The organism is Herbaspirillum sp. alder98 (assembly GCF_020179755.1).
In the GTDB taxonomy this organism is placed as follows: Bacteria; Pseudomonadota; Gammaproteobacteria; order Burkholderiales; family Burkholderiaceae_D; genus Herbaspirillum.
Genome location: NZ_JAIUCY010000004.1, coordinates 393,287 through 414,885 on the forward strand (window position 1 = coordinate 393,287; position 21,599 = coordinate 414,885).

21 protein-coding genes are annotated in these 21,599 nt (G+C 64.0%); 8 read left to right on the forward strand and 13 right to left on the reverse strand.

Annotated features, from left to right (window positions below):
- Nucleotides 1-12 precede the first annotated feature (12 nt).
- From LBW87_RS12255 to LBW87_RS12270, 4 genes are read right to left on the reverse strand one after another with little or no spacing between them, the layout of a single operon-like run.
- Nucleotides 13-204, reverse strand: coding sequence for a Trm112 family protein (locus tag LBW87_RS12255; RefSeq protein WP_225201752.1), 192 nt, complete (start codon nt 202-204; stop codon nt 13-15).
- A complete protein-coding gene (gene lpxK, locus LBW87_RS12260; protein ID WP_225201753.1) occupies nt 185-1,213 on the reverse strand; it encodes a tetraacyldisaccharide 4'-kinase in 1,029 nt (342 codons plus the stop codon). The genes LBW87_RS12255 and lpxK overlap by 20 nt, the downstream gene beginning before the upstream one ends.
- Nucleotides 1,214-1,220: 7 nt before the next feature.
- Nucleotides 1,221-1,649, reverse strand: coding sequence for an ExbD/TolR family protein (locus LBW87_RS12265; RefSeq protein ID WP_225201755.1), 429 nt, complete (start codon nt 1,647-1,649; stop codon nt 1,221-1,223).
- Nucleotides 1,650-1,665: 16 nt separating this feature from the next.
- Nucleotides 1,666-2,271, reverse strand: a complete 606-nt coding sequence (locus LBW87_RS12270; protein WP_225201756.1) for a MotA/TolQ/ExbB proton channel family protein — start codon at nt 2,269-2,271, stop codon at nt 1,666-1,668.
- 201 nt (nt 2,272-2,472) lie between these two features.
- On the opposite strand from LBW87_RS12270, the gene xseA reads away from it, so the two are divergent.
- Together xseA and sodB are read left to right on the forward strand one after the other, a co-directional pair.
- Nucleotides 2,473-3,870: an exodeoxyribonuclease VII large subunit gene (gene xseA, locus LBW87_RS12275; RefSeq protein ID WP_225201757.1), complete on the forward strand. Its 1,398-nt coding sequence runs from the start codon at nt 2,473-2,475 to the stop codon at nt 3,868-3,870.
- 300 nt (nt 3,871-4,170) lie between these two features.
- Nucleotides 4,171-4,749: a superoxide dismutase gene (gene sodB / locus LBW87_RS12280; RefSeq protein ID WP_225201758.1), complete on the forward strand. Its 579-nt coding sequence runs from the start codon at nt 4,171-4,173 to the stop codon at nt 4,747-4,749.
- Between the two features lie 72 nt (nt 4,750-4,821).
- On the opposite strand, the gene LBW87_RS12285 is transcribed toward sodB, so the two are convergent.
- Nucleotides 4,822-5,628: an SDR family NAD(P)-dependent oxidoreductase gene (locus tag LBW87_RS12285; protein WP_225201759.1), complete on the reverse strand. Its 807-nt coding sequence runs from the start codon at nt 5,626-5,628 to the stop codon at nt 4,822-4,824.
- A gap of 155 nt (nt 5,629-5,783) precedes the next feature.
- Here LBW87_RS12285 and LBW87_RS12290 point away from each other — a divergent pair, with 155 nt between their 5' ends.
- Complete coding sequence (locus tag LBW87_RS12290) at nt 5,784-6,170, forward strand: OsmC family protein (protein WP_225201760.1); 387 nt, start codon at nt 5,784-5,786, stop codon at nt 6,168-6,170.
- Here the strand turns inward: LBW87_RS12290 and LBW87_RS12295 are convergent.
- From LBW87_RS12295 to LBW87_RS12315, 5 genes are all read right to left on the reverse strand, one after another.
- Nucleotides 6,152-7,075, reverse strand: a complete 924-nt coding sequence (locus LBW87_RS12295; RefSeq protein WP_225201761.1) for a DedA family protein/thiosulfate sulfurtransferase GlpE — start codon at nt 7,073-7,075, stop codon at nt 6,152-6,154. The genes LBW87_RS12290 and LBW87_RS12295 overlap by 19 nt on opposite strands.
- Before the next feature lie 199 nt (nt 7,076-7,274).
- On the reverse strand, nt 7,275-8,618 hold the full coding sequence (locus LBW87_RS12300; RefSeq protein WP_225201878.1) for an MFS transporter: 1,344 nt from the start codon (nt 8,616-8,618) through the stop codon (nt 7,275-7,277).
- A gap of 126 nt (nt 8,619-8,744) precedes the next feature.
- A complete protein-coding gene (gudD, locus tag LBW87_RS12305) occupies nt 8,745-10,100 on the reverse strand; it encodes a glucarate dehydratase (protein WP_225201762.1) in 1,356 nt (451 codons plus the stop codon).
- A 147-nt stretch (nt 10,101-10,247) separates the two neighbouring features.
- Nucleotides 10,248-11,369: a sterol desaturase family protein gene (locus LBW87_RS12310; RefSeq protein WP_225201763.1), complete on the reverse strand. Its 1,122-nt coding sequence runs from the start codon at nt 11,367-11,369 to the stop codon at nt 10,248-10,250.
- A gap of 81 nt (nt 11,370-11,450) precedes the next feature.
- On the reverse strand, nt 11,451-12,536 hold the full coding sequence (locus tag LBW87_RS12315) for a LacI family DNA-binding transcriptional regulator (protein ID WP_225201765.1): 1,086 nt from the start codon (nt 12,534-12,536) through the stop codon (nt 11,451-11,453).
- 178 nt (nt 12,537-12,714) lie between these two features.
- On the opposite strand from LBW87_RS12315, the gene dkgB reads away from it, so the two are divergent.
- The 4 genes from dkgB (at nt 12,715) to LBW87_RS12335 (ending at nt 17,758) form a co-directional block, all read left to right on the forward strand.
- Complete coding sequence (dkgB, locus tag LBW87_RS12320; RefSeq protein WP_225201766.1) at nt 12,715-13,524, forward strand: 2,5-didehydrogluconate reductase DkgB; 810 nt, start codon at nt 12,715-12,717, stop codon at nt 13,522-13,524.
- A 138-nt stretch (nt 13,525-13,662) separates the two neighbouring features.
- Nucleotides 13,663-14,190 carry a sigma-70 family RNA polymerase sigma factor gene (locus LBW87_RS12325; protein WP_225201767.1) on the forward strand — a complete coding sequence of 176 codons (528 nt, stop codon included), beginning with the start codon at nt 13,663-13,665 and terminating at the stop codon, nt 14,188-14,190.
- Nucleotides 14,187-15,191 (forward strand): FecR domain-containing protein, encoded by a 1,005-nt coding sequence (locus LBW87_RS12330; protein ID WP_225201768.1) that lies wholly within the window; start codon nt 14,187-14,189, stop codon nt 15,189-15,191. Before LBW87_RS12325 ends, LBW87_RS12330 begins: the two co-directional genes overlap by 4 nt.
- A gap of 116 nt (nt 15,192-15,307) precedes the next feature.
- Nucleotides 15,308-17,758, forward strand: coding sequence for a TonB-dependent siderophore receptor (locus tag LBW87_RS12335; RefSeq protein ID WP_225201769.1), 2,451 nt, complete (start codon nt 15,308-15,310; stop codon nt 17,756-17,758).
- 187 nt (nt 17,759-17,945) lie between these two features.
- On the opposite strand, the gene LBW87_RS12340 is transcribed toward LBW87_RS12335, so the two are convergent.
- The 3 genes from LBW87_RS12340 to LBW87_RS12350 form a co-directional block, all read right to left on the reverse strand.
- On the reverse strand, nt 17,946-19,121 hold the full coding sequence (locus LBW87_RS12340; RefSeq protein ID WP_225201770.1) for an MFS transporter: 1,176 nt from the start codon (nt 19,119-19,121) through the stop codon (nt 17,946-17,948).
- Nucleotides 19,122-19,213: 92 nt separating this feature from the next.
- Entirely contained in the window at nt 19,214-20,506 is a 1,293-nt protein-coding gene (locus LBW87_RS12345; protein ID WP_225201771.1) for an MFS transporter, read from the reverse strand.
- 80 nt (nt 20,507-20,586) lie between these two features.
- Entirely contained in the window at nt 20,587-21,021 is a 435-nt protein-coding gene (locus LBW87_RS12350; protein ID WP_225201772.1) for a MarR family winged helix-turn-helix transcriptional regulator, read from the reverse strand.
- Between the two features lie 130 nt (nt 21,022-21,151).
- Between LBW87_RS12350 and LBW87_RS12355 the strand changes: the two genes are divergently transcribed.
- Nucleotides 21,152-21,541 carry a response regulator gene (locus LBW87_RS12355; protein ID WP_225201773.1) on the forward strand — a complete coding sequence of 130 codons (390 nt, stop codon included), beginning with the start codon at nt 21,152-21,154 and terminating at the stop codon, nt 21,539-21,541.
- The last annotated feature ends 58 nt before the right edge of the window (nt 21,542-21,599 follow it).

The following is a 21,599-nucleotide window of genomic DNA, read 5'->3' on the forward strand; positions in this document are numbered from 1 at the left end:
ATCAGGCCGGCTTCAAGCCACCGGCGCCAGCCCGGCGGCGGCGTTGATGTCACGCGCCTCGTCGGCCCACATGATGGGAATGCCGTCGCGGATCGGGTAAGCCAGCTTGTCGCCTTTGCAGATCAGTTCCTGCGCTTTCTTGTCGTAGTCCAGAGGACCTTTGCAGATCGGGCAAACCAGGATATCAAGCAGTCGGGCGTTCACGGAGTTTCTCCACTATATGTTCAGCCAGCGCGCCTTCGATGCGCGCCGATACGGGCACGACCCAGATGCGCGGGTCGTTTTTGATGGCCTCGATAGCCCTGCATTTTACTGCATCCTTTTCAGTGATCAGGATGACATCGGCATCGAGCGCGGCAAAGGGGTTGTCGGCAAAGTCATGATGGTCCGGCAGCGCGTGGGCGTCAATCGTCAGACCGGCGGCACGCAACATGGCAAAGAAGCGCTCGGGGTGACCGATGCCGGCGGCGGCGGCCAGATGCAGCCCGCTGGCGATCCAGGCTGCCAGTGGCTGCGGCGATCCGGATGGCGCCAATGGCAGCGCCACGCTGCCGTCCAGGCGCATGGCGAAATGGGCCGCCGGAGCAGCCACGCCTGCCGGCAGGTTACAGACCGAAAAATCGCGGCGGCGCGACGCCGGTTCGCGCAAGGGGCCAGCCGGCAACAGCCAGCCATTGCCCACCCCGCGCGCATCCGACAGCACGATCTCGATGTCGCGCCCGAGCGCGTAGTGCTGCAGGCCATCGTCCGAGATGATCACATCGACCCGGGCGTAAGCCGCCAGCAGGGCCCGGCCGGCTGCAGCCCGGTTGCGCCCGACCACCAGCGGCACGCCGGTACGCTGCACCATCAGCAACGGCTCGTCACCCACGTCCCTGGCGGCGCTGTCGGCCTGCACCACGCGCACGTCGTCCAGCGCAGCGCCATGGCCGCGCGACACCACGCCCGGCGTCATGCCGGCCGCACGCAAGGCTTCGATCAGCCAGATCGTGAACGGGGTCTTGCCGGTGCCGCCGACGAATACGTTGCCGACCACGATGACCGGCACCCGCAGGCGCTGCGCCCGCTTGATGCCCAGCGCGAAGAGCGAACGCCTGAGTGCGGCCACCAGGCCGAACAGCAGCGACAGCGGCCACAGCAGGCAAGCCAGCAGGCCACGCCGTTGCCAGGCGCGGGTCAGCACCGCTTCTGCCCGAGGAGTCGACTGTGCCAAGACGGTCTTACTTGCCGGCGCTGGATTGCGCGGCAAAGGTGACCTTGGGGAAACCCGCGATGCGCGCCGCTTCCAGCACGTTGATCACGGTCTGGTGGGTCGCCAGGGCGTCGGCATTGATGATCACCACCGGGTCGCTCTTGCCGCTGGCCTTCAGGCTGGCCTGCATCTGCTCGGCCAGGCCCTGCGCATCGCGCGCGGCGATGCGGCTGTTGTTGACCGCATAGCGGCCCTGGGCGTCGACGGCGATATTGATCTCGAACGGCTGCTCGAGCGCCTTCTGGGCGTCGGCCGTGGGCAAGGTCACCTGCAGCGCCGTGAACTTGCTGTAGGTGGTGGTCACCATCAGGAAGATCACGATCACCAGCAACACGTCGATGAACGGGATCAGGTTGATCTCGGGCTCTTCGCGACTGCGTCCTTTGCGGAAATTCATGGCATCTCCCGCGTGCTCAATGGCGCACGTCGTGCACGATGTCGACGAACTTGACGGCCTGCTGTTCCATGTCGACCACGAAACCATCCACCAGCGCCCGGAAATGGCGATAGAACACCAGCGCCGGCATGGCCACGGCCAGCCCGAAACCGGTGTTGTAAAGCGCAATCGAGATGCCGTGCGCCAGTTGCGCCGGATTGGTGCCCGCCGCATTCTGCGAGGCGAAGATCTCGATCATCCCGACCACGGTGCCGAACAGGCCCATCAGCGGCGCCAGCGAGGCGATCGTGCCCAGCGTGGTCAGGAAGCGCTCGAGCCGGTGGGCCGCAGCCTGGCCGGCTTCTTCGATGGCTTCCTTCATGACTTCGCGCGGGGCGTCGACATTGCGCAGGCCGGCCGCCAGCACATGGCCCAGCGGCGAATTCTGTTCGAGCGTATCGACGACTTCGTCGTTGACGCGGCCACTCTGGTAGACCCGGACCACCTCCGACAGCAATTGCGGCGGCAGGATGCGGCTACGGCGCAGATAGACCAGTCGTTCGATGACCAGCGCCAGGCCGATGATCGATGCGATCAGCAGTGGCCAGATGGGCCAGCCGGCGGCGAGGATGATGGCGAGCAAAACAGACTCCTGTAGACAAGATGAAGGGATGATCGGGCACGGGCCGGTGAGAACCGCGAATCCGGGTGCAGAATGTAGCCGTTTGCACCGGCGCGGGCAAGCGCTGGCTGCCTGGCTTTACAATGTCGGCAATTGTAGCGCCTGGCGCACCACCCCGCGCTGCCGCCAGCACATCATTGAACCATCGCCACCCAACGCCGCATGCCCATCGACAAGTTTCCGCCGCCACGCCCTGGCCCCGCCCCTGCCTTCGCCACCTCCGAGGCCGACAGCGGCCCGCCAATGCTGACGGTATCGGCATTGAACCAGTCGGTGGCGCGCATGCTGGAGCGCAGCTTTCCGCTGATCTGGGTCAAGGGCGAAATTTCCAACTTCACCCGTGCCGCCTCCGGCCACTGGTATTTCAACCTCAAGGACGAAGGCGCCCAGGTGCGCGCCGTGATGTTCAAGGGCCGCGCGCAACACGCCGGCTTCATGCCGCGCGAGGGCGACAAGGTCGAGGTGCGCACGCTGGTGACGCTGTATGCGCCACGAGGCGACTACCAGCTCAACGTCGAGGCGATTCGCCGCTCGGGCGTGGGCGACCTGTACGCCGCCTTCGTGCAACTGAAGGAAAGACTGGGACGTGAAGGCCTGTTCGATCCCGCCGGCAAGCGTCCCCTTCCCGGCTTCGCCCGCACGGTCGGCATCGTCACCAGCCCGCAAGCTGCTGCGCTGCGCGACGTCTTGACCACCCTGCGCCGCCGCGCCCCCCATGTGCGGGTGATCCTGTACCCCACGCCGGTACAGGGCGAAGGAGCCGCCCAGCGCATCGCCCATGCCATCGCCACCGCCAGCGCGCGCGCCGAGTGCGATCTGCTGCTGGTCTGTCGCGGCGGCGGCAGCATCGAAGACCTGTGGTCATTCAATGAAGAGGTGGTGGCGCGCGCCATCGTGGCCTGCGCGGTGCCGGTGATTTCGGGCGTAGGCCACGAAACCGACTTCACCATCGCCGACTTCGCCGCCGACCTGCGCGCCCCGACCCCGACGGCGGCTGCCGAATTGGCCGTAGTCGCCCGCGAAGACCGGCTTGGTGAGCTGCGCGACCACGCCCGCGACCTGACCCGCGGGCTGCGGCGCGCCCTCACTGACCGTGCCCAGACCCTGGACTGGCTGTCGCGTCGCCTGGTCAACCCGGGCGCCACCATCCGCCACGAACGGGTCAAGCTGCAGGCGTTGCAGAGCCGGCTGGCGCATGGCATCGGCCTGCCGGCCACGCAGATGCGGCATCGGCTGGAACGCATCAGCGCCCGCCTGGCGCATCAGTTGCCCGACACCACCCAGGATCGCCGCGTCATGGCCGAGCTGGCGCGCCGCCTGCAAGGATCGGCAGCAGCATCACAGCAGCAGCGCCGTCGTGCACTGGCCGGACTCAACAGCCAGCTCGAACTGCTCAATCCCCAGCGCACGCTGGAGCGCGGCTATGCCATCGTCACCGATGCCAGCGGCCGCGTGCTGCAATCGCCCGCCGAACTGTCGGCTCGCAGCCAGATCACGCTGCGCCTGGCCCAGGGCAGCGCCGAGGTCGGCATTGCCAGCGTGCAGCCAAGGCTGGACTGAATCCCTTCCCCGTCTCCCCGACAAACAGACATTTTCGTCATTAGCATTTGCCGCCGCCGCGCTCCCTCGGGGCCTGGCGGCGCGATGTCGGCCGGCATTTCCGGCGAGCGCTCGCGCCGGCACTGGTGAATAACTAAACAGGAATTGAATGAGAACGATTCTGATTCAATGAAATCCAGGCCCAGCGCGGCTTGGCGGGCAATTGACCGAGTGCAAAGAATCTTCATCCGCTTTAGAATCACAGGTTCGGAATAGACCTCGGTAATACCCGAACCATCAACAAGACTGAAAGGATTCACCATGGCACATACCCTTCCGGCACTGCCTTATGAACTGGACGCACTGGCGCCCACCATCTCCAAAGAAACACTGGAATATCACTACGGCAAGCACCATCAGACCTATGTGACCAACCTGAATAACCTGATTCCCGGCACCGAGTTCGAAAACCTGTCCCTGGAAGAAATCATCAAGAAGTCCTCCGGCGGCATCTTCAACAACGCAGCCCAGGTCTGGAACCACACTTTCTACTGGAACGGCCTGACCCCGAAGGGTGCTGGCGCTCCGACCGGCGCACTGGCTGACGCCATCAATGCCAAGTGGGGCACGTTCGATGCCTTCAAGGCCGAATTCACCAAGCAAGGCCTGGGCAACTTCGGTTCGGGCTGGACCTGGCTGGTCAAGAAGGCTGACGGTAGCGTCGACATCGTCAACACCACCGGCGCCGGCACTCCGCTGACCACCGCCGACAAGCCACTGCTGACCGTGGACGTGTGGGAACACGCCTACTACATCGACTACCGCAATGCACGCGCCAAGTACGTCGAGAACTACTGGGGCATCATCAACTGGGACTTCGTCGCCAAGAACTTCGCGTAATCGGCCACGCCTTCCCAGGCAAGAAAAAGCCACGCAGATTGCGTGGCTTTTTTTCGTCCGCACGGATCATCCTTACGAAGGCCGGGTCGCCGTCAGTCCGGTCGGCGGCCCGTCGATGGCGGTCCAGCCGCCATCGACCGCCAGCGAACTGCCCGAAATATAACTGGCCGCGTCCGAGGCCAGAAATGCCACTGCCGCGCCCACTTCGGACGGCTGCCCCCAGCGGTTCAACACCGTATGCCCGGCATAGGTCTTGAAGATATCGGCGCGCTCCTTCAACGGCGCCGTCAGCCGGGTCTCGATGATGCTGGGCATGACCGCATTCACCCGCACGCCGTACGGGCCCATCTCGGCGGCGAAGGCCTTGACCAGTTGCGCAATGCCGGCCTTGGAGGCGGCGTACACGCCCAGCCCCGGCTCGATGGTCACGGCGCGCATCGACGAGCAGGCGATGATGCTGCCCGAGCCCTGCTGCATCATCGGCCGGCCAAAGCTGCGAAAGAAGTTGAACGTGCCCTTCATGTTCAGGTTCATCACCCGGTCGTATTCTTCTTCGGTGTAGTCGACGATCAATTTGCGGATATTGAGCGCCGGCGTGCTCACGGCGATGTCGATCTGCCCACGCCTGGCGGCATGGTGCGCCAGCGCTTCGATCTCGGCGCCATCGGCGGCGTTGACCCGATAGCCTTCGGCCTGGCCGCCGGCGGCCACGATATCGGCGGCAGTGGCTGCGGCGCCGGCCTCGTCGGCGTCGGCGCAGATCACCCGCGCGCCCAGGCTGGCGATGGCCTCGGCCGATGCCCGGCCGATACCGGAAGCGGCGCCGATCACCACGGCAGCCTTGCCGCTCAGGTCAAACAGTTTGCGATAGTCTTGCATCTCTACTCCGTTGAAGGCAGCGGCCAATGTCTGCCGGCCACTGCGGTTAAGTCAATTCGATGACAACATCGGCGCCGAAGGCACCCTCGTCCATCCACGCCGTCGATGTGCCACAATCGCCCGGTATTCACACTGAACCCATTTGGAGGCATTGCATGGCCCACGTCACACTGCACAATACCGCCGGCTTCGCCCAGCAAATCAAGGCCCGCAGCCACCAATTGAAGTCCGATGAACCGCAGAACAATGGCGGTCAGGACACCGGCCCGGCGCCCTACGAATTGCTGCTGGCAGCGCTGGCTTCATGCACCTCGCTGACGCTGCGCATGTATGCCGATCGCAAGGGATGGGAACTGGGCAGCATCGATGTCGATGCCCATTTCGGACGCGATGAAGCCGGGCTAGAAACCATCAGCCGCAAGATCAGCTTCGGCAACGCGCTGAGCAGCGAGCAACTGGCGCGGCTGGCCGAGATCTGCGAAAAAACGCCCGTCACCAAGACGATTCGCCAGGGCACCGCGATTCAGACGTCGATCGCGTAACCGGCCGCCACCCAGGCATCGATGCCGCCGGTCAGCGGCCGCACCCGGGTATAGCCGCGCTGCATCAGCTGGCGCGCCACCAGCGCCGCCGATGCCTCGTTGGGACAGGCGCAATAGACCACCACTTCACCTTCGATCGGGCCATCGAAGACGAAGGTCTGGATTTCCTGGTTGGAGATGGTGACCGCGCCCGGAATGCGTCCGCCCTGCTGCGACAGCGGCGTGCGCACGTCGATGATGGTAGGGGCATTGCCGCCGTCAAGCAGGTTGCTCAATTCATCGACGCTAATGCGCGCCATCTCCAGCGACTTGCGAAAGCGGCGGCGCTGCCACCACTTGTTGGCCACGAACACCACCAGCGCGACCACCACCAGCATCATGCCGTAGTGTCCCAGCTGCGCCAGCACGTTGAGCAGGTCGTCGACCGCGCTCGAAAAGAGCGAACCGAGAAAGATGCCCAGCCCGGCCCATAGCGCACTGCCGATCGTGTCATACAGCAAGAAGCTTGAGCGGCGGGTGCCCATGGTGCCCGACAGTGCACTGGCAATCGAGGCAAACCCCGGAATGAACTTGGCCACCAGCAGCGAGCGCGCGCCCCAGCGCAGGTAGATCGATTCGGTCTGGCGCACGCAGGAATCGGGCGAGAGCGAAATACGGCACAGCTGCGACATCACCCGCCGACCATAACGCTTGCCGGCCAGATACCAGGTGTAGTCGGCGATCAGCGCCGCCACCACCGCCACCAGCAACAGCAGGGCGGCCGGATACTGCCCGCCCTGCGCCATGGCGCCGGTGATGATCAGGGTCGGATAGGCTGGCACCGGCGCGCCGAGCTGCTCGACGAGCACATTGACGAAGACGAGGAGCAATCCATATTGCTCGATCAGGTGATACAAGGTTTCCATGGCGCAATCCGCAGGTAGGGGCGCGATCATTATAGGTTTGCCACGACCGCCCTGCTTGACTAGGGTTGTACGCCCCAAAAAGAAAAGCGCTCCCGATGTCGGGAGCGCAAACGAGGAGGAGACCTCGGAGAAACCGATCAATTCATGTCGGGCGCCCGTCGTCCTGACGAACCTCAGGACCCAGCGCCATTACCGCACCTCATGCAGCCCGCTTGACGGCCGCGCCCTGCCCTGCTGGCGCACCACCCTCGGCCTGCGGCCGGGTGCGCGCCAGGAACACCAGTACCGCCGCCACCAGCGAGGCCGCCGACAGCGCATACAGGCCGCCTTGTATCGAACCGGTCTTCTGTTCCAGATAACCGAAGGTGGCCGGCGCAAAGAAGCCGCCCAGGTTGCCCAGCGAATTGATCAGCGCCAGTACGGCGGCGGCAATGCGGGCATCCAGATACCCTTGCGGAATAGGCCAGAACAGCGAGGATGCGGCCTTGAAACCGATGCCGGCAAAACACACCGCCACGAAACCCACCACCGGGCCGCTACTGGCCGAGATGCACATGCCGATGGCCGAGATCACCAGCGTCAGCGCCACCCAGGCCTGTTGCTTCTTGAAGCGCCCGGCCAGCACCGCGAAACAGTACATCGCCAGGATCGACACGATCCAGGGAATCGAATTGAACAAGCCCACCTGGAAGTCGTTGAACTGACCCATCTTCTTGATGATCGTCGGCAGCCAGAACGTGGCGCCGTAGATGGTCAGCTGGATGGCGAAGTAGATGAAGCAGAACAGCAATATCTGCGGGTCGCGCAGCAAGCGCCAGGACGACACCTGCGGCCCGCGGCTGGCGGCGCGCTCCTGCTGCTCGGCGGCGATCACGGCGACCACTGCTTCGCGCTCCTCGGGTTGCAGCCACTTGGCGTCACGCGGCGTCGAATCGAGCAGGAACCACACCACGAAACACAGCGCCATCGAGAAGCCGCCCTCGATCAGGAACATCCATTGCCAGCCATGCAGGCCGCCGCCCTCCACCATCAGCAGCGCACCGGTAATCGGCCCCGAGAGGATCGACGCAATCGCCGAGCCCGACAGGAACACCGCCATCGCCCGCCCCCGCTCGTGGTTGGGCAACCATTGCGTGAAGTAATACACCACGCCCGGGAAGAACCCGGCCTCGGCCACGCCCAGCAGGAAACGCATGAAATAGAAGCTGGTCTCGTTATGCACGAACGCCATCAGCGCCGCCACCAAGCCCCAGGTGAACATGATGCGGGTCAGCCAGGCCTTGGCGCCGTAACGCTGCAACAGCATGTTGGACGGCACTTCGAATACCGCATAACCGACGAAGAACAGGCCGGCGCCCAGGCCGAACGCGGCGGCCCCGATCCCGAGATCGGCCGCCAGGTGGGTCCGCACGAAGCCGATGTTGACGCGATCGATGTAATTGACGATGAACATCACCACGAACAGCGGCAGGATGCGCCACTTGATCTTGGACACCGCATTGGTCAGGGTCAGATTGGCCGGCGCGGGCGCGCCGGGCGACATGGATGATTGGGTCACGAGTGTGTCTCCTCTGAAGGACTCGGTGGTTCTGGTTGACTGAAAGGGGGTGAACCGGCGCCTGGCGACGCTCTTGTTGGTGACTGCTGCCGGATTGCGATGAAGCCAGGCTCAACGCACCAGGCAAGGTTTCTTGTGGTCGAATTTCCAGCCCGGGATCAGATACTGCATGGCGACCGCATCGTCGCGCGCGCCCAGGCCCATGTTGCGATAGAGCTGGTGCGCCGCTTCCACCTGTTGCATGTCGAGCTGCACCCCCAGGCCCGGCGCCGTCGGCACCTTGACGCGGCCGCCGACGATCTGCAGCGGCTCTTGCGTCAGGCGCTGGCCGTCCTGCCAGATCCAGTGGGTATCGATGGCGGTGATGCGCCCCGGTGCGGCAGCCGCCACATGGGTGAACATGGCCAGCGAGATATCGAAGTGGTTGTTGGAATGCGAACCCCAGGTAAGGCCCCACTCGTGGCACATCTGCGCCACCCGCACCGAACCCTGCATGGTCCAGAAGTGCGGGTCGGCCAGCGGGATATCGACCGATTGCAGCGAGATCGCATGGCCCATCTGGCGCCAGTCGGTGGCGACCATGTTGGTCGCGGTCTGCAAGCCGGTAGCACGACGAAACTCGGCCATCACCTCCCGCCCCGAGTAACCGTCCTCGGCGCCGCAGGGGTCTTCGGCGTAGGCCAGCACATGATGCTGGTCGCGGCACAGGCGGATCGCATCCTTGAGTAGCCAGCCACCGTTGGGGTCCAGCGTGATGCGCGCCTGCGGAAAACGCTCGGCCAGTGCGGTGACGGCGGCGATCTCATCCTCGCCCCGCATGACGCCACCCTTGAGCTTGAAGTCATTGAAGCCGTAACGCTGGTAGGCCGCTTCGGCCAGCCGGACGATTGCCTCCGGAGTGGTCGCCGCCTCATGGCGCAGGCGCTGCCAGTCGTCCTCGGCATCGGCGCCCGATTGATACGGCAGATCGGTCTGGTTGCGGTCACCCACGTAGAACAGGTAACCCAGCATCTCGACCTCGTCGCGTTGCTGTCCCTCGCCCAGGAGCGCGGCCACCGGCACTTCAAGGAACTGCCCCAGCAAATCCAGCAAGGCCGCTTCCAGGGCGGTGACGGCATGTACCGCAATCCGCAGATCGAAGGTCTGCAGGCCACGGCCGCCGCTGTCACGGTCGGCAAAGGCGCTGCGGGCACGATTGAGGATCGCCTGCCAGTTGCCGACCGATTGCCCCACCACCAGGGTGCGCGCATCGTCCAGCGTCTGGCGGATGGCCTCGCCGCCCGGCACTTCACCGACCCCGGTATGGCCGGCGCTATCGGTCAGGATCACGATATTGCGGGTGAAGTAAGGGCCGTGCGCGCCGGACAGATTGAGCAACATGCTGTCGTGACCGGCGACCGGAATCACCCGCATGTCGACGATCCTGGGGGTGCCATTTACTGCGGCCGGGGATGGGCTAGCGCTCATTGCATACTCCTTGCCGCTGGGCGGCTGTCTCGATGTCTTCATAATCTGATGTCGATTTGGTAGCGGTACCAAATCAAGTGAAATGAATGGTAGCGGTACCAATTTTGAATGTCAATACTTGACGCAAGGCACTTCAGGAAGAGGGATTCAGCTCAGCGCCAGCCAGGCAGCGGCCATCGCCGTCAAGTCAATGAGCAGCATGGGCAGCGCCCCCAGGCGCCGCTGGAGAAATGCGCCCAGCGCCCAGAAGGCGGCCAGGCAAGCGGCGCTGGCCACCAGCAGATGCAGGTAAGTGGCATCATCGGCCACCCACAACAAGGCCGCCGCTGCCGCCAGCAGCACCCCGAACTGCCCTATCGCGACCGCATTGGCAACCCGCGGCAGGCGGATCTCATAACGCCGGCGCGCGGCTTCGAGGTCGAACGCCGGGCCGCTGGCGGCCATGCCTGCCGGCAGCCAGCCGGGCGGCTTGAACCAGATCATGGCGCGGTCCTGCCAGCGTGGCATGGCTGCGGCACTATGGGCCAGCTGCCAATAACCGCTGAAGATTGCCCACAGCGGATCCCAGCTGTTGAGCGGGGTGCGGGTGCCATACACGCAAGGCTCCCGCTCTTCGGCGAAGGTGCCGAACAGGCGGTCCCAGATGATCAGCATGCCGCCATAGTTCTTGTCGAGATACTGGTCGTTGACGGCGTGGTGTACCCGATGATTGGAGGGCGACGAGAACACCCGGTCGAACCAGCCCAGCTTGCCGATGTGCTCGGTATGGATCCAGAACTGGTAGACCAGCACCACCAGGCCGGCCAGGGCGAATTGCTCGGGCGGCACGCCCAGCACCGCCATCGGCAGGTAGAACAGCCAGCCGATCAGCACCACCGTGCTTTCCTGGCGCAGGGCCGTGGACAGGTTGAAATCCTGGCTTTGATGGTGCACCGAATGGGCCGCCCACATCAGCGAATTCTCGTGGCCCATGCGATGCAGCCAGTAATCGAAGAAATCGAACAGCACAATGGCCACCAGCCAGCCCAAGGCGCCCTGCCAGAAGCGCGCCGCGGGAAAGATCGCCACGGCACGGTAGACCATGCTGTACAGGCCGATCTGGAACAGTTGCGTCACTAACCCGACCAACTGCCCGATCACCCCCTGGCTGAGACTGCTCAGGGCATCGGCCAGGCGGTAGGTATTGCGGCGGCGCAGATAGCCGTAGACGAACTCCACGCCGATGAGCACGAGGAACACCGGGATGATGTAGACAATGATCTTTTCCATGGAGACGCAAACCGCGAGATGACGCAATCCGACATTATGCCGCGACGCAGCAAAGCTTGCTGGCCGTGCCCTGCGGCCAAATCAGGCGCTTTGGCGGGAAATGATCGAAAAACCGACATCGACGACCGGCTGGGCGATCTCGATATCGTTGGCGCGATCGATGATGAAACGCGCCGCGCGCTGGCCGATGGCGGTGCCGTCGATGCGCACCGTGGTCAGTTGCGGTTGCAGGTCGCGGGCGAAATCGAGGTCGCCGAAACCGACCACCGCCAGTTGCTGCGGAATCGCGATGCCGCGCGCCTGGGCCTCGATCATCACCCCCAGCGCCAGCAGATCGGAACTGCAGAAGATGGCGTCGATGCCCGGCTGCCGTTGCAGCAACTCGACCAGGCCGCTGCGGCCCTGGCCCAGGGTAGTCGGGGCGATCACGCCATGCATCGGCACGCCGTCGGCCGCGCCCATTCCCATGCCCAGCGCCACTGCCTGCTCGGCGAAGGCATTCATGCGGCGCTGGCTGCGCTCGTCGCGCCCACCCACCACCGCCACCTGCCTGCGACCGAGGCGATGCAGGTAGCGCGCCACTTCGCGGCCGATCTCTTCGTGCGAAAAACCGACCAGCATATCGATCGGGTTGGGCGTCAGGTCCCAGGTCTCAACCACCGGAATGCCGCTGGCCAGCAAGCGCTTGCGCGCCTCGGGCGAGCGCATGATGCCGGTCAGCACCACGCCGTCGGGGCGGCGACCGATGATCGCCTCCAGCAGTGCATCCTCGCGTGAATTCTCATAGCCGCTCTGCCCCAGCATGACCTGGTAACCGGCCGCCGCCAGGGTTTCGGTCAGCGTATGCACGATCCCCTGGAACACCGGCCCGATCACCGTCGGCACCACCACCGCCACCAGGCGGCTCTTGTTGGATGCCAGGCCACCGGCCAGCAGGTTCGGCACATAGCCGGTGCGCTCGACGGCTTCGCGCACTTTCTGCAATACCTTGGGCGACACCGCCTGGGGCGTATTGAGCGCACGCGACGCGGTGATCGGCGCCACGCCGGCCAGTTGCGCGACATCACGCAACGTGATGCCACCGGCGCTCTTGCGGCTGCCGCGGCGACGCGGCTCGGCGCTGTCGCCTGTGACCGGAACGGAAGGAGAGAAAGGGGTGTCGACCATGGGCGCATTCTAGCATCGGGCTGGTAGCGTTACCAAAGCGACAACTCACGTTGGCACTATTGATTGCTGATCAATAATGTTTTGTGATTGACGTGGTTTTTGACCAGCGCCTGATATCGGATACTGGCGTCACACCGCGTTCATCCAGGGCGCATCCCCCACTGCGAAAGGAATTTGCATGACCACCACCACGATCCCCGCCTTCGGCCTCGGCACCTTCCGACTCAAGGACCAGCAGGTCATCGACTCGGTCGCCACCGGGCTGGAGCTAGGCTATCGCCACATCGACACGGCCCAGATCTACGGCAACGAAGCCGAAGTCGGCCAGGCCATCGCCAGCAGCAAGGTCGCGCGCGACGAGCTCTTCGTCACCACCAAGGTGTGGACCGAAAGCCTGTCGCGCGACAAGCTGATCCCCAGCCTGAAACAGAGCCTGGAGAAGCTGCGCATGGAGCAGGTCGACCTGGCGCTTATCCATTGGCCCTCCCCCAACGACGCACTACCGGTGGCCGAATACATGCAGGCGCTGGCCGAAGCGAAACAGCAGGGTCTGGCGCGCCTGATCGGCATCTCCAATTTCACCGTGGCGCATATGCAGCAAGCCATCGCCGCCGTGGGCGCGGCCGAGATCGCGACCAACCAGGTCGAGATCCATCCGTTCCTGCAGAACCGCAAGGTGGTCGACTTCGCCCGTGAGCAAGGTATCCACCTGACCGCCTACATGCCGCTGGCCTACGGCCGCGTGATGCAGGACCCGACCTTGCTGGAGATCGCCGGCAATCACGGCGTCTCGGCCGCCCAGGTGGCGCTGGCCTGGTCGCTGCAGCAAGGCTTTGCGGTGATCCCCTCCTCGACCCGCCGCGCCAACCTCGAGAGCAATCTGCAGGCCACCGGCATCAAGTTGAGCGATGCCGAGATGCAGGCCATCGCCGCCCTCGATCGTGGCGAGCGCCTGGCCAATCCGGACTTTGCGCCGAAGTGGGATTGATGACCCCGGGTCCGGTATCGAATGAGGTGGCGTCACGCTGAAAAAACTGAGGTAAAGCGCTCTGAAGACATATGGAATAGAATAATAACTATTCTCATTTAGTTTTGATGTCGAACGCCCCTACCTCAGGAAAGCGCCATGCAGGCTGGCAACTCCCCGCACCATCAGCAAATCGAAGACCTTTATGCCGACCACCACAGCTGGTTGCAACGCTGGCTGCACGGCAAGCTCGGCGACGCATTCGATGCCGCCGATATTGCGCAAGATACCTTCGTGCGGGTATTGGCTGCGCCCGATAGCACGCCGGAGAAACAACGCGACTGGGCGCTCACCGAGCCGCGTGCCTACCTGACCCTGGTGGCCAAGCGCCTGATGGCGAATCTGTATCGGCGCCGTACTCTCGAAAAAGCCTATCTGGACGCGTTGGCGCTCATGCCGCAAGCGCAGGCGATGTCGCCGGAGCAGCAGCGCATCATCCTCGAGACGCTGCAAGAGATCGACGCCCTGCTGGACAACCTCCCCTCCCAGGTTCGGGCAGCGTTCCTGCTGGCCCAGGTCGATGGCCTGGGCTACCTTGAAATTGCCCAACGCCTGGCGCTCAGCGAGCGAACCGTCAAGCGATATATGGTGCAGGCCATGGCGCATTGCATCGTCGTGCTGCCATGATGCGTCCCGATCTCGCGCCCCCTATCGACAAGACCGTTGCGCTCCAGGCCGCAGAATACTTCTTTGTGCTGCGCGCGCCGGAGGCGACGAAAGCCGATATCGAAGCCTGCGCCCGTTGGCGCGCAGCCGCCCCGGAACATGAACGCGCCTGGCAACATGCGCAAGACATCAGCCGCAAGTTCGGCATGGTGCCGGGCCACCTGGCCAACGCTACCCTGGGACGCCACCAGGGCCAGGCACGCCGCCAGGCAGTCAAGACCCTGGCGCTGCTGCTGGTGGCCGCACCGGCCGGCTGGATGACCTGGCACTCGCAGCCGGCGCGCGCGTGGCGCGCCGACTACCGCACGGCCACCGGCGAGCGCATGGAGGTGGTGCTGGACGATGGCAGCAAGGTCACCCTCAACACACAAAGCGCCATCGACGTTGCCTTCGATGGCACACAGCGACTGGTCAGGTTGATCGACGGCGAAATCCTGATCGAGACCGCGGCTGACAAGGGCGCCGCATCCTCAGGTCGCTATCGCCCGTTTCTGGTCGAAACTGCCGAGGGACAATTGCGCGCCCTGGGCACGCGCTTCATCGTCCGCCAGAACGATGACTTCAGCCGGCTGGCCGTGCTTGAGGGCCGCGTAGAAATCAATCGTTTCGGCGCGCGGAAGGGCGACCTGCCGGACAGCGCCCCGACCGTCGTGGCCGCCGGTGAGCAAACCCGGTTCTCTGCCCACGACATTGTCGAGAAACGTCCACTGGACCCGCATGCCGATAGCTGGCTCCAAGGTGAACTCTATGCCAGCGACATGCGGCTGGACGATTTTCTGGCGGAGCTGCAACGCTATCGGCGGGGCATACTGCGCTGCGACCCGGCGGTGGCATCGCTACGCATCGCTGGCGTATTCCAGCTCAAGGATACGGAGCAGGTCTTGCATAGCCTGCCCAACGCACTGCCGGTGAATGTGCGCTACCGGACCCGGTATTGGGTGACGCTGGTGCCATCTGGCTGATCTTTTTTTTTAACTTTTCACACTCTTCTAACTTTTTTCAGATTCTGTGTCCCTTTTCATTTTTTCGCGTGTGAAGTGAGTAAGAACACCATTTCACACTCAGGGGAAAAGAATCCATGGTTCAACATATCAAGCCCGCGCGCCCGCTTGCCCGGCGCCAACGCCGCTCGACCGGCAGCAACGCCATGCGTCGTGGTCGCGCAGTCGTTCTGCTCGGGGCGCTCGCCAGCGCGGCAAGCTACTCGCCTTCGTCGGCCGTGGCGCAGTCGGTTCCCGCGCCACTGCTGATTCAATACCAGATTTCACCTGGCCCGCTGGCGGACGTGTTGGCCCAGTTTGCCAGCCGCTCCGGCATCAGCATTGCCATCCCACCCGAGCTGGTGCATGAGCGTCGCAGCCAGGGACTGAAAGGAAGTTATTCGATACCAGACGGTTTCACCGCGCTGCTGCAGGCGACCGACCTTGAAGCCGTCACCCGCGGCGACCGCGCTTATGCCCTGCGCCGGCGCGCGGCATCGGTGGCGGCATCCGACAGCGCGCCGCTGCCGACCATCGCCGTCACCGCCGCAGCAACCCTCGACCCGACCACCGAGGGCACCAGCTCGTACACCAGCGGCGCCGTCTCGATCGGCAAGTCGGACCAGAAGCTCAAGGACATTCCACAATCGGTCAGCGTGCTGACGCGGCAACGCATGGATGACCAGAACCTGGTCAGCCTGGGCGAATCGATGCGCTACGTCACCGGCATGCGCAGCAACCAGACCGGCACCGGGCTGGACAACATCGAGTCGCGCGGCTTCCTGATCGGGAACTACCTCATCGACGGCTTGCCGGTCAAAGGCGGCCAGGGGGTCTGGGGCAACAACCTGATGGACATGGGACTCTACGACCGCGCCGAAATCTGGCGCGGGCCCACCGGCCTGCTGGAGGGCGCGGGCGAACCCAGCGGCACGATCAACCTGGTGCGCAAGCGCGCCCATGCCGAATTTGCAGCGCAGGCGGCCGTCACGCTGGGCTCATGGAACCAGAAACGCGCCGAGTTCGATATCACCGGCGCACTCAACCAGGACGGGACGCTACGCGCGCGCCTGGTGGCGATCCACGATGACCGCGACAGCTTCACCGACCGGGTCTGGATGCGCAAGGAGACTGTGTACGGGACCCTGGAATACGACTTCACTCGCGACACCACGCTCTCGTTAGGGGCGACCGGCCAAAGCGGCAGCTCACTGGTCTATGCCGGCTTACCGCTGACGGCCGGCGGCATCAATCCGGATTTGCCGCGCTCGACCTTCCTGGGCTCCACCAACGGCACCAAGCGCGACTATGGTCAACGCTACTTTGCCGAGCTGGAGCATCGCCTGGCCGATGGCGGCAAATTCAAACTCAGCGCCAACCAGTATCTGCGCGGCACCACCCTCGACCGCTTCTGGTCCAACAGCTATATCAACCCGGTCACCCGCAACGTTACCATCCGCGGCCAGAAGCAACGCTCACGCGAGGAAGACCGCGACCTCGATGCCTTCCTGCTGTTGCCGGCCACCTTCGGCGGCTTGCGACAGGAATTCGTGGTGGGCGCCAACTACCAGACCTACGAAGGCGGGCAAGTCCAGGGCAACGCCACTTCATTCCAGCAGAATGTGGATAACCCCAACCTGAACCTGGTCATCCCGGATGTCGACCCCGGCCCGACGCCGCGCACCAGGGTCATCCAATATGGCGTCTACACGCAGGCGCGCCTGAAACCATGGCAACCCTTGAGCGTGCTGCTGGGTGGCCGGATGGCGTGGTGGAAGACGACCGATCCCGACGTGCTGGACAACAACCAGACCATCAGCGCCAAGTTCGTTCCCAATGTCGGCCTGATCCTGGCGCTGAACCCGCACTACTCGCTGTACGCCAGCTTCAACCGCATCTTCGCGCCGCAGACCGCGCGCGCGGTAGACCAATCGCTGCTGGCGCCCAGGAGCGGCAAGCAGGTGGAGGCGGGTATCAAGGGCGAGTTCATGGAGGGCCAGCTCAATGGCCACGTGGCCGTGTTCCGCATCAACGACACCAACCGTGCCATCACCGATCCCAGCGACAGCGATTACTCGATCGCGGCCGGCGAAGTCGAAAGCCAGGGCATGGAAGCCGAGATCAGTGGCCGGCTGACCCGGCAATGGGACCTCAGCGCCGGCTATGCCTACACCGCCACACGCTACGTGAACGCAGCGCTCGACAGCCAGGGCACGCCCTTCAACAGCGCCTTCCCGCGCCACAATGTCACCCTGTGGACCAAATATCGCTTCGGCCCCGGCGCCCTGGAAAAAGCCAGCATCGGCGGCGGCATGCGCGCCATCAGCAAGATCTCGGCGCAGTATGGAAGTACCACGTGGACCCAGTCAGCCTATGCGGTATTCGCGCTGCAGGCAGGATGGGAAATCTCGCCCAAGGTGAACGCCAGCCTGACCGTCAACAACCTGTTCGACAAGAGCTACTTCGAACGACTCGGCGGCGGGCAGTATCGCCAGACCTACTACGGCGAACCGCGTAGCGTGACCTTGGCCATCAGGGCCAAGTATTGAAGCCAGGCGATTGAAGCAATACGCTGGGCCCCGACATTCGTCAGGGCGACAGAAGTTGATTTACAAGAAGCCCGTCGTGCCGGCGAAGGCCGGTACCCAGTGACGTCGGTGGTGTATCGACGGTTACCACCCGTCACTGGGCCCAGACCTTCGTCAGGACCCAGGATGAGTTGCCAGCAACCGTTCGTTAGCGTCTGCGCGTCATCACCAGCAACGCTGCCACGCACGCCAGCGCCCCGCTGAGAAAAGCGCTCGGATAGCCGTACCACCCGATCACCATCCCCACCACCGGTCCCGTCAATCCCGCAGCCACGTCCACGCAAGCCATGAAGCCGGCGATAGCCATGCCACGCGAATGCGCCGGCACCCGGGCCATGGCCTGCAAGCCCATCGATGGAAACACTAACGAAAAACCGATCCCGGTGATCACGGTACCGATCAGCGCCATCAGCGGATGCGGCGCCATCCATAACAGCAACTGCCCGCACAACTCGATCGCCACCGACACCATCGCCACCCGATGCGCGCCGATGCGCTCGGGCAGGTGGGCGAACAGCAACCTGACGCCGATGAACCCCGCCGAGAAGCCGAAGATGGCCTGCCCCGCGCCGCTCCAGTCGTGATGCTTGTAGAGCAGCACCAGAAAGCTGGTCAGGATGGCGAACGGCATCGCGCTCAAGGCGGCGGCGACGCCGAACCGCCCGATCAGGCGCATCACCGCCAAGAACGGCAGACCGCCTCCCTGCCCGCGCATCACCGCCAACGGCTGGAGCAGGCCGGCGATGCCCCAGCCGATCAGCGGCAGCACTATGGTGGCCCAGGCCACGCCGGCGAAACCGAAACGTTCCTGAATACCGACGCCCAGCAATCCGCCCAGCCCCAGCGCGGCGAACATCGCCATGCCCTGCCAGGCCATCACTTTTCCCGTGCCCGGTATACCCAGGCGACCAATACCCCAGGTCATGGTGCCGGTCAGATAAAGACTTTCGGCTGGCCCCATCAACAGCCGACCAGCGATCAACAGCGCCAGGCTCCAGGTGGGATGAGCGATCCAGGTCGAGGCCAGGTACAGCAGTCCGCCTGCACACGCCAGGGGCAGGCCGGCGCAGACCGCGCGCTTGGGACCGAAGCGGTCGCAATAGGAACCAGAGAATTGACGCGAAAGAATGGTAGAGAACGACTGGATGCCGACCACCCAGCCCACCACCAGTGCGCTGTAGCCGAGCACGCCGTTGACGTGCAACGGCAAGGCCGGCAGCGGAATGCCGATCGACAGGAAACCACTGAAGATGATCGCCACCAGCGGCAGCAGCTGGCGCGCACTGGATGACGTCATCGGGGGCACATCTGTGCTGCTGCTCATGCGCCACTCCCGGCGTGTTGGGTCGCCGGGCAGTATAGCCAGCTTTGGCACGGCGGCTCATGCGCCGTGCTTATGCCCGCTATCGACCAGCGCTATGCGGCGACTGCCTGCGGCATGGCCCGATGGCCCTTGATGCGCAACACCAGCACCGCGCCGACCAGGCAGGCCACGCCCATGAGGATCGACGACAAGGTGTAGTTGCCCAGCGTGGCACGCATGTATCCGGCCACGGTGGTGGCGGTTGCGGCCCCCAGCTGGTGACCGGCGACGATCCAGCCGAACACGATCGGGGCTGCGGCACGACCGAACACGTCATTGGCCAGGCGCACCGTGGGCGGCACCGTGGCGATCCAGTCGAGGCCGTAGAAGATGGCGAAGATCGCCAGCCCGTAATACTGCAGGCCGAACGCATACGGCAGGAAGATCAGTGCGATGCCACGCAGGCCGTAATACCAGAACAGCAGCACGCGCGGATTGTAGCGATCCGACAGCCAGCCCGACAGCGTAGTGCCGACCAGGTCCAGCAGGCCCATGGCCGCCAGGATCGAAGCGCCGCCGACTTCGTTGATGCCGTAGTCGTTGCACATGGCAATGAACTGGGTACCGATATAACCGTTGGTGGACAAGCCGCAAACGAAGAAGCTGAAGAACAGCAGCCAGAAGTCAGGCATGCGGGCCGAGGTGCGCAATGCGTCGAAGGCGATCGCCAGCGGGTTCTTGCGGGTCGGCGCCGGTTCCTGGTGGTCATCGGCCTGGCCCAGCATGGTGGTGCCGATGGCAGACGGGCTCTCCGGCAGCAGCAGCCACACCAGCGGAATGGCCACCAGCGACACCAGCGACACCAGGATCGCCACCGAGCGCCAGCCGTAAGACCCGACCATCGCCGCCATCAACGGCAGGAACACCATCTGGCCGGTGGCCGCGCTGGCCGTCAGCAAACCCATGGCCAGGCCGCGTCGCTTCTCGAACCAGCGGCCGACGATGGTCGCGCCCAGCGTATTGGCCGCCACGCCGGTCCCCACGCCCACCAGCAGGCCCCACGACAACAGCATGTGCCACGGCATCTGCATCAGCGTGCTCAAGGCCGTGCCCACGGCCAGCAATGCCAATGCGCCCAGCACCACGCGGCGGATGCCGAAGCGTTGCATGGCAGCCGCCGAGAACGGACCGATCAAGCCGTAGAGCGCGATGTTGACCGAGATCACCATCGAGATGGTGGAGCGGCTCCAGCCGAATTCCTGCTCCAGCGGCAGGATCATGACCGAAGGCGTGGCGCGGATGCCAGCCGAACACAGCAGGACCAGGAAGATGACCCCGACCACGATCCACGCATAGTGGAACCGGGGCGCCACGGACCTGGCGAGCGATTGAGTGAGCTTGTTCATTGCATGAGTGATGGGATGTTTGGCGGGGAAGGGGTTGTTATGGATTTGTGGTGAAGCGCTAAATAATCAGTGGCCGGTATTCATTCCGGTTGCAGGCGCTGGTACGAATCGCTCACGGTCTGGTCGAGCCGATCCGACAATTCAGGGCCCAGCAGGCGATCGATCTCATCCTGCGCGCGCTGCCAGTTGGGACGTGCCCGGTCCAGCTTGGCGCGACCGGACGCGCTCAGTTGCAGCATGAACGAACGCTTGTCGAGATGGGCGTCTGCGGACGGCTCGAAGGTCTCGATCCAGCCGGCGGCAATCAGCGGCTTGAGCGCGCGCGACAAGGTGCTGCGGTCCATCCCCATCACCACCGCCAGTTCCGGATTGGCCACCGGGCCGCGACCAATCCGACTGATCAGCGAGTATTGGGTGATGGTCAATTCGTCCGGCAACAGATGGTGGTCATAGATGACCGTGATCCGGCGCGTCAGCCGGCGCAGCGGCGAACAGGTGCAGATGTCTTTGCTCATGACTCGAATTATCAATGTATATGCAACGATGCGTATGCATAATATGTTTCACAATCCGGGCTGTCAAGGGCAACTGCGCTATCATGTAACGATCGTTGCTATACCGATCCTTAGCCGACAGGACCGACTGATGACTAACAAACAAGATGCAATCACCACTGTGCTGGTGGTCGAGGATGACCCCAACGCGCGGGAAGTCTATTCGTTGGTGCTCCAGATGGAAGGCTACGCCGTGGTCAGCGCCGACAACGGCGCCAATGCGTTGATGATGATGGAAAATCATCGGGTCGACGCGATCCTGACCGACCTGCTGATGCCGATCATGGATGGTCTCGATTTCGCGACGCGGGTCAAGGCCGATGCGCGCTTCGCCAGCCTCCCCATCGTCCTGCTCAGCGCCAGGAACCTCGAAAAGGAATTCGTGGGTGTCGACATTTTCTCGGCACTGCTGATGAAACCATGTTCGGCCGAGGACCTGACCGCAACCATCGCTGCGGTGCTGGCAAAAGCGACGCCATAGGCTGCTGTGCCCTGGCACCTGGTGCGGCTGATTCACGCATGACTGCTGCCGCGCGATG